The following is a 6,567-nucleotide window of genomic DNA, read 5'->3' as shown; positions in this document are numbered from 1 at the left end:
GACGGCGCGAGCATCGTCAACGTCTCGAGCGGCCTGGCCCGTGTCTCGCACGCCGGCTCCTCCGCCTACGCGGTCGTCAAGGGACGAGGAGCGCCCAGTCGCGCGCCGGGCCGCGGGAGGCCAGGGTCCCGGCCGTCGCGTCCCGCTCGGCGCCCTCCTGCTGACCGAGCAGGTAGTCCGCGACGCGGCCCCGGTCGTCGTCCGTCAGGCCGGGGCGGCCCTCCGGGGCGAGGGCGTCCAGCCCGGCGAGCGCGCGCTGGCGGATCTCGTCGGGCGCGGCGCCGAGGGCCTCCGCCATCGCCGCGTAGGAGCGGCGGCGTCGGACCGCCATCCGCAGCACGATGCGCTGGTCGGGATCGAGCTGATCGAAGTGCGACACGTCGGACAGGATCCCAGAGGTGACGGTGCGCACTGAAGTTCGTCCGAAGAACGTCTTCGGACGAGGCGTCCGGGACGGCCCGCGGACCGGGCGCCGGCGGGTGCGGAGACCGCGAGCGCGTCGACGAACGACGCGCGCGCCGTCGCCGGGCTCGTCGCCTTCTACGACGAGAAGGTCGACGTCACCGTCGACGGCGTCCGGCAGCCCCGGCCGGTGATCCGTTTCGTCTCATGATCCGTCGGCCGGCCCGGGCCGCTGGGGCGCGCCGCCGTCGGCCGGTCCCCGTCCTTGGCGAGGGACACGATCACGCCGTCGACCGGCGCCGGAGCGCGGATGTACGCGACGAGCGCGTCGGGCGGGGCGACGGCCGGCGCGGGACGGACGGCCGGCGCGGGACGGGCGGCCGGCGCGGGGCGACCCGTCATCGGGTCGGGACCGCCCTCGGGCGGCGCATCGGCGGGCGGGGTCACGGGCACCGTCGCCCAAGGAGACCGCCGGACCTGTTCGACGACCGCCTCCAGCGTCCGGCGCGTCCGCGCCAGCTCCGTGCTGACGCGCCCGAGGGCCCGCAGGATCTGATGGGAGAGGTCGGCGTCCAGGACCGGGCCGGCGGGCGGCACCGGCCCCGGCGGGGGCGTCGTCGGCGCGCCGGCCGTGGCCCGCGCCCCGGGCACATCGAGGAGCGGCTGCGCGGGGGGAGGTTCGGGGCTCATGAGGCGGGGGGATGCGGCTTCGCAGGTCACGGAGGTCATCGTCCCCGGGCGGAACGACGACCCCGACGGTGGATGCTGATGGCGAACGGGGTGAGCCCGCAACCGCTCCTGGGGTGAATCGCCCGGGAACGCCCCGTCGGTCACGGCGACGGGACGCACGTACCCCGCCCCGGTCCTCCGGAGCCCGGCGCCCCGCCGTCGCCCTCAGCCGCAGACCGTCACGTCGGAGAAGAGCGTGAAGTTGAAGGCCTTCGACTTCGTCTGCACGCGGTGCTTGGCGCTGATCGGGACGACCGACCCGGGCTTGGCCGACGCCTGCACCTGGAACGTCGCGCCCCATGGCTTCGCGGCGTCGGTCTGCGACTGGCCGCCGAAGCGGTAGCGGACCTTCGCGACCTTGCCCTTGCCCTGCCCGCCCGTGGAGACCCCGTAGGTCTTGCCGGGCTTCACGCACGTCCCCGGGACGTTCAGGCCCAGCGTGACCTGGTTCTTCGTGCCGGTCGTGCTGCGCGCCGGCGTCGAGGGATCGGCGACCGCGGTCAGGTCGGCCGCGGCGATCGCGCCCTTGCGGCGCCAGACCGCGAGCCCCGTGCCGTCGGAGCTCCGCGCCACCTCGAGGTCCGAGTACACCTCGTCGGAGCTCGTGATCTGCGTCCTGCGCCAGCTCTTGCCGCCGTTGCTCGACGTCGCCAGCTGCAGGCCGCGGGCGCCGCGCCAGACCGCGCCGGCGTCACCGTCGTCCGCCACCGTCACGCGCGCCTGCGCCCCGGGCTCGGTGTCCAGCACGGTCGGCTTGCCGAACGCCGTGCCCGCCCACTTGCGGATCTCGAACCGCCGCTTCCCGCCGGACCGGGCGGTGTAGGCGAGGTAGTTCTCACCGAACGCGCCGTTCATCGTGGCGTCGGAGCCGTTGGCGACGAACCGCGGCTTGCCCCACGCCGCCGCGCTCGTCCCGAAGATCGCGCCGTCGGGCTCGACCCACGCCGAGACCTTCGAGAGGTCGTCGGACGTCGCGAGCGTCCCGCCGCCCTTGATCGTCGCCAGGTCCAGGTCGTAGGACCGGTTGCCCAGGCCGGTCTGGTCGAGGTCCGCCTTCTGCTCCGACGCCGCGTCGCTGCCGTCGATCGCGGCGTCGTAGACGAAGAGCCCGGTGTTGACGGTCGGGAACGCGATCGTCTGGGTGCCGGGGACGAGCAGCGGCCGGCGGGAGTCCGTGCCGACCGTGCCGTTGACGCCGCCCCAGACCTTCACCGGCTGGGAGCCGAACGTCTGACCGCCGTTCGTCGACGTCCACACGTAGGTGTCGCCGGAGACGTACTGGGCGTGCACGAGGTAGATCGTCCGGTTGTCGTAGCCGGGCACGATCCACGCCTTGCCCGGGACGCCCGTCCGCCCGCCGTCGGGCGCGTCGTTGAAGGCGAGCGCCAGGTCGCTCGAGCACCCGCCCTGCTTCGGCAGCACCCGGCAGTAGTGGAAGACGCCGGAGTCCTCGTCGTTCCAGACGACGTGGAAGACGCCGTCGCCCGCGGTCACGGTGGGATCGCCGGTGTTCGAGTTGCCCAGGACGTAGGGCTTGCCCGCCTGGGCTGCCCCCGGCGCGATCAGGAGCAGGGCGGCGGTGAGGCCGAGGACGGTGCGCTTCATGGTCATCCGGGGTCGGGGAGTCGGGCGCGGGTGCGCCCGGGCGCCGTCCGCGGACGGCGTACTCCGCCTTGTACCACCGCGGGCGCCCGCCGGGCAGGACCTGCGGTCCCGGATCGCTCCCGCCACGGCCATGCCCGATCGGACCGCTGCACGCCCCGGCGCGGCCGCCGGCGCCACCGGGCCCGGCCCGCCGCGGTCCGCCCCGCGCTCATCTACATTCGCCTGATGGCGTTCGAACCCGGACAGCGCGTCGTCGCAGCGGTCGAGGGCCTGGGCCCCCTGCAGGGGACGATCGTGCGCGACACCGCCGAGCCCGGCGCCCCGGACCCTGCCCCCGGGTCGCCGCGCATCTACGTCGTCCGCTGGACGCTCGAGGACGGCAGCGAGATCGCCAACACGGCCGCCGAGACCGCGCTCCGGCCGGCGGACTGAGGCCGTCGTGGGAGCGCCGCAGGAGCCGCTGGAACGCCAGCGGATCGACACCTGGCTGTGGGTCGCGCGGTTCGTGAAGACCCGCGCGCTCGCGGTCGACGCGGTCAAGGGCGGCCGTGTGCACGTCAACGGCGCGCGCGTGAAGCCCTCGAAGGAGGTCCGCCCCGGCGACCGCGTCGAGGTCGTCGTGGGCGAGGACCGCCACCGCGTCGACGTCGTCGCGCTCGCCCGCCGTCGCGGCCCGGCGACCGAGGCGCGCCTGCTCTACGACGAGCGCGAGGAGGACCGCGCCGAGCGCGAGCTGCGCGCCGAGCAGCGTCGCCTCGCCCAGCCGACGGGCTTCCAGGGCGCCGGCCGCCCCACCAAGCGGGACCGCCGCCGGTACGAGGCGGGCCCCGGGCGCCGCGGCCGCGGCTGACCGCCACGGCTGGCCGTCACGCGGGGAACCTCGACCTCGACGCGGGGCCGGTCGAGGGTTTCCCGACGGCCCACCGGCCCGCAACGTCGACCGGCCGCCCGGCAGGTGGCGGTGGTGAGCCGGCGCCCCAGGGCGTCAGTCCGCGGCGGCGCCCGGCCCCGACGCGCCCGAGCCCGGCGCACCCGGCCCCGGCGCACCCGGCCCCGACGCGACGAAGTCCTGCTTGCGGATGAGCACCAGCGCGCCGGCGGCGCCGACGAACGCGACGATCGCGGTGATCACGAGCAGCGTGTTCATGCCGCTGACGAACGCCTCGTGGGACAGGTTCCGCAGCGTGTCGACGAGCTCGGGCGTGGCGCCGCGGTCGGCAGCGCCCTGCACGGCCGCCTCGGTCTGCCCGGCCGTGACGGCCGCCGCGAGGTCGTCCGCGCGGGCCGCCCCGCCCTCGACGCCGTCGAGCTGCGCGTGGAGGACGCTGCCGACCCGGTGCTGGAAGACCGCGCCGAGCGCCGCGACGCCGCCGGCGATACCGACCTGCCGAAACGTCGAGTTGATGCCGGACGCCATGCCCGAGCGGCGCTGCTCGACGACGCCGATCGCCGTCGACGCCAGCGGCGGGTTGACGAAGCCCGAGCCGACGCCGGCGATCACGAAGCCGACGATCAGGACCGTCCAGTCGTCGCCGGGGTCCACCCCGTGCATCAGCGCCAGCCCGAGGCCGACGAGGAACAGGCCGCCGCCGAGCAGCAGCCGGACCGGGACCTTCGTCGTCAGCCGCCCGGCGATCGGCCCGACCACGAGCATCAGGGCGGTGATCGGCAGGAACCGCAGCCCGGCCTCCAGCGGCGAGTACCCGAGCACGCCGCCCTGCAGGTACAGCGTCAGGTACAGGAAGATGGCGAACAGCGACGCGGACATGCAGAACGCGACGAGCGACGCTCCGAGGAAGCTCGGCTTGCGCAGCAGGTGCAGGTCGAAGAGCGGGTTCTCGCGCCGCAGCTCGACCGCGACGAACGCCCCGAGCAGGACGACCGAGCCGATCAGGCAGCCGAGGATCTGGGCGCTCCCCCAGCCCTCCTTGTTCGCGTCGACGAGCCCGAAGATCAGCAGGAACAGCGCGCCGGCGAAGAGGATCGCCCCGAGCCAGTCGATCCCGGACGGGTGCGGATCCTTGGACTCCGTGACCTTCGTCAGCGTCAGGTAGACCGCGAACGCGCCGATCGGCAGGTTGACGAGGAAGATCGCCTGCCAGCCGAAGACGTCGGTCAGCACGCCGCCGAGCAGCGGCCCGATCGCGACGGCGGCGCCGGTGACCGCTCCCATGATCCCGAAGGCGACGCCGCGCTCGGGCCCGTGGAAGGTCTGGGCGATGATCGCCAGCGACGTCGCGAACATCATCCCGCCGCCCACGCCCTGGACGCCACGCATGAGGTTCAGCAGGAGCGGCGTGCCCGACAGCCCGCAGCCGAGCGACGCGGCCGAGAAGAGGACGAGCCCGGTGAGGAAGACCCGCCGGCGCCCGATCAGGTCGGCGACCGAGCCGAAGACCAGGAGCGTCGAGGCGAGCGTCAGCGTGTACGCGTTGACGACCCACTCGAGGTTCGAGAACGACGAGTGCAGGTCCGTCGCGATGTCGGGGAGCGCGACGTTGACGATCGTCACGTCGATGAGGAGCATGAAGACGCCCGTCGCCACAGCGACGAGGGCCAGCCACTTCCGGTCCATGGGCCCGGCCTTTCTCGGGGAGACGCCTCGCAGCGTAGCCCCGCCCGGACCGCCCGCGGTGACGATCGGTGCGGGCGCGGAGGGATGGGTGCGCGACGGCTGGGCGATCGCGCCGACGGGCGGGGCCGGGCGCCGCGGCCGCCGTCGCCGACGGCTCAGTGCCGCGGCACGCGCAGCGTCGACCGCGCGACGCCGACGCGGCCCTTCTCGTCCTGCACCCGCACGGCGGTGGCGATCCGTCCGACCCGCCGGGCGCGCCGCAACTCCGCGGCCGTCAGCCGGAAGGTGAACGTGTGCTCGGATCCCGCCTGGATGTCGGCCCCGCCCTTGCCGACGGTCTTCCCGCGCAGCGACGACCGCGCCTCGACGTCGCAGCGCGCCGACCCGGCCGGGCACTTCGCGACCACGCGGAGCCGCCGGCCGAGGAGCGTCACCACCGGCGCCCGGGGCTTGAGCGCGGCCGGGGCCTTGGGCGCCTTCGTCGGCCCGAGCGCGAGCAGCTGCGGCGCGTACACCCGCGCGGTCACGCTGCTCCCGGGCGGCGTGGACAGCGCGAACCGCACGACCGCGACGTACGAGTGCCCGGGGATCAGGGCCTTCGGGTCGATCGAGACCGTCCCCATCGACCGCCGCGTCCCGTCGAGCGGCAGCGGGCTGGAGGGCAGGCGGGCGACGGTGCCGCCGTCGGTGTCCTGCAGGAGCACCTCGGTGGTGGCCGACCCGCCGGACCCGTCGCCGCGCCGGTCGACCGAGAACTGCACGGATGCCGTGCCGTCCTCGCCGGCGCCGTCGTAGGGCAGCGGCTCGGACCGGGACTCGGCCGTGACGCCGGGGGGCGCGAGCAGCAGGCCGGTCACCTGCAGGCCCGAGACGCCGGCGTCCGGACCCGATCCGACGGGGCTCAGCGCCTGGATCAGCGGGCAGAGGATCAACAGGCACTGCGGCGACGCGGACGGCTGACGGAGCGGCAGCAGGTAGAGGCTGTCGCGCAGGGTCAGCTGGCGGCGCGTGGCTGGACCCTCGGTGCCCGCGGGCTGGGCGCCGGCCGTCGCGGGGCCCGCGGCCACCGCCGCGATCGTCGACGTGGCCGCGAGGGCCACCAACACCGTTCTGAGCGTTCTGCCCGACATCTGCGCACCTTCCCTGGGGGATCGCCGCACGAATCCCTACAAGCTGTCGGAGTTCCAGCCATGAGCACCATGACCAAGAACTGGGATCGCCACGTCCTCGATGGCGAGGCGGTCGCCCGCTGTCCC

The 6,567-nt window shown here is 74.9% G+C and carries 6 protein-coding genes and 2 pseudogenes; 4 read left to right on the top strand and 4 right to left on the bottom strand.

All coding sequences use genetic code 11. The features are described from left to right. Positions 1-84, top strand: a pseudogene (locus tag AB0L40_RS25595) (short-chain dehydrogenase); the annotation flags it as partial. On the opposite strand, the gene AB0L40_RS25590 reads toward AB0L40_RS25595, so the two are convergent. Then, positions 77-379 carry a hypothetical protein gene (locus AB0L40_RS25590; protein WP_364361272.1) on the bottom strand — a complete coding sequence of 101 codons (303 nt, stop codon included), beginning with the start codon at positions 377-379 and terminating at the stop codon, positions 77-79. The pseudogene AB0L40_RS25595 and the gene AB0L40_RS25590 overlap by 8 nt on opposite strands. Before the next feature lie 141 nt (positions 380-520). Between AB0L40_RS25590 and AB0L40_RS25585 the strand changes: the two are divergent. Continuing rightward, positions 521-613: pseudogene (locus AB0L40_RS25585) on the top strand (hypothetical protein); the annotation flags it as partial. Positions 614-1,296: 683 nt separating this feature from the next. On the opposite strand, the gene AB0L40_RS25580 reads toward AB0L40_RS25585, so the two are convergent. Beyond that, the gene (locus tag AB0L40_RS25580; protein WP_364361270.1) at positions 1,297-2,736 is read right to left on the bottom strand and encodes a hypothetical protein; all 1,440 of its coding nucleotides are present in this window, start codon (positions 2,734-2,736) and stop codon (positions 1,297-1,299) included. 225 nt (positions 2,737-2,961) lie between these two features. Here AB0L40_RS25580 and AB0L40_RS25575 point away from each other — a divergent pair, with 225 nt between their 5' ends. Both AB0L40_RS25575 and AB0L40_RS25570 read left to right on the top strand, forming a co-directional pair. After that, a complete protein-coding gene (locus AB0L40_RS25575; RefSeq protein ID WP_364361268.1) occupies positions 2,962-3,168 on the top strand; it encodes a hypothetical protein in 207 nt (68 codons plus the stop codon). A gap of 7 nt (positions 3,169-3,175) precedes the next feature. Then, positions 3,176-3,586 carry an RNA-binding S4 domain-containing protein gene (locus AB0L40_RS25570; RefSeq protein WP_364361266.1) on the top strand — a complete coding sequence of 137 codons (411 nt, stop codon included), beginning with the start codon at positions 3,176-3,178 and terminating at the stop codon, positions 3,584-3,586. A 135-nt stretch (positions 3,587-3,721) separates the two neighbouring features. On the opposite strand, the gene AB0L40_RS25565 is transcribed toward AB0L40_RS25570, so the two are convergent. Beyond that, on the bottom strand, positions 3,722-5,311 hold the full coding sequence (locus AB0L40_RS25565; protein WP_364361264.1) for an MFS transporter: 1,590 nt from the start codon (positions 5,309-5,311) through the stop codon (positions 3,722-3,724). Between the two features lie 155 nt (positions 5,312-5,466). After that, the gene (locus AB0L40_RS25560) at positions 5,467-6,417 is read right to left on the bottom strand and encodes a hypothetical protein (protein ID WP_364361262.1); all 951 of its coding nucleotides are present in this window, start codon (positions 6,415-6,417) and stop codon (positions 5,467-5,469) included. Between the last annotated feature and the right edge of the window lie 150 nt (positions 6,418-6,567).

This window comes from Patulibacter sp. NPDC049589 (genome assembly GCF_040675535.1).
GTDB lineage: Bacteria > Actinomycetota > Thermoleophilia > Solirubrobacterales > Solirubrobacteraceae > Patulibacter.
Note: the sequence above shows the minus strand (reverse complement) of the source record. Positions and strands in the feature narration are given on the sequence as shown.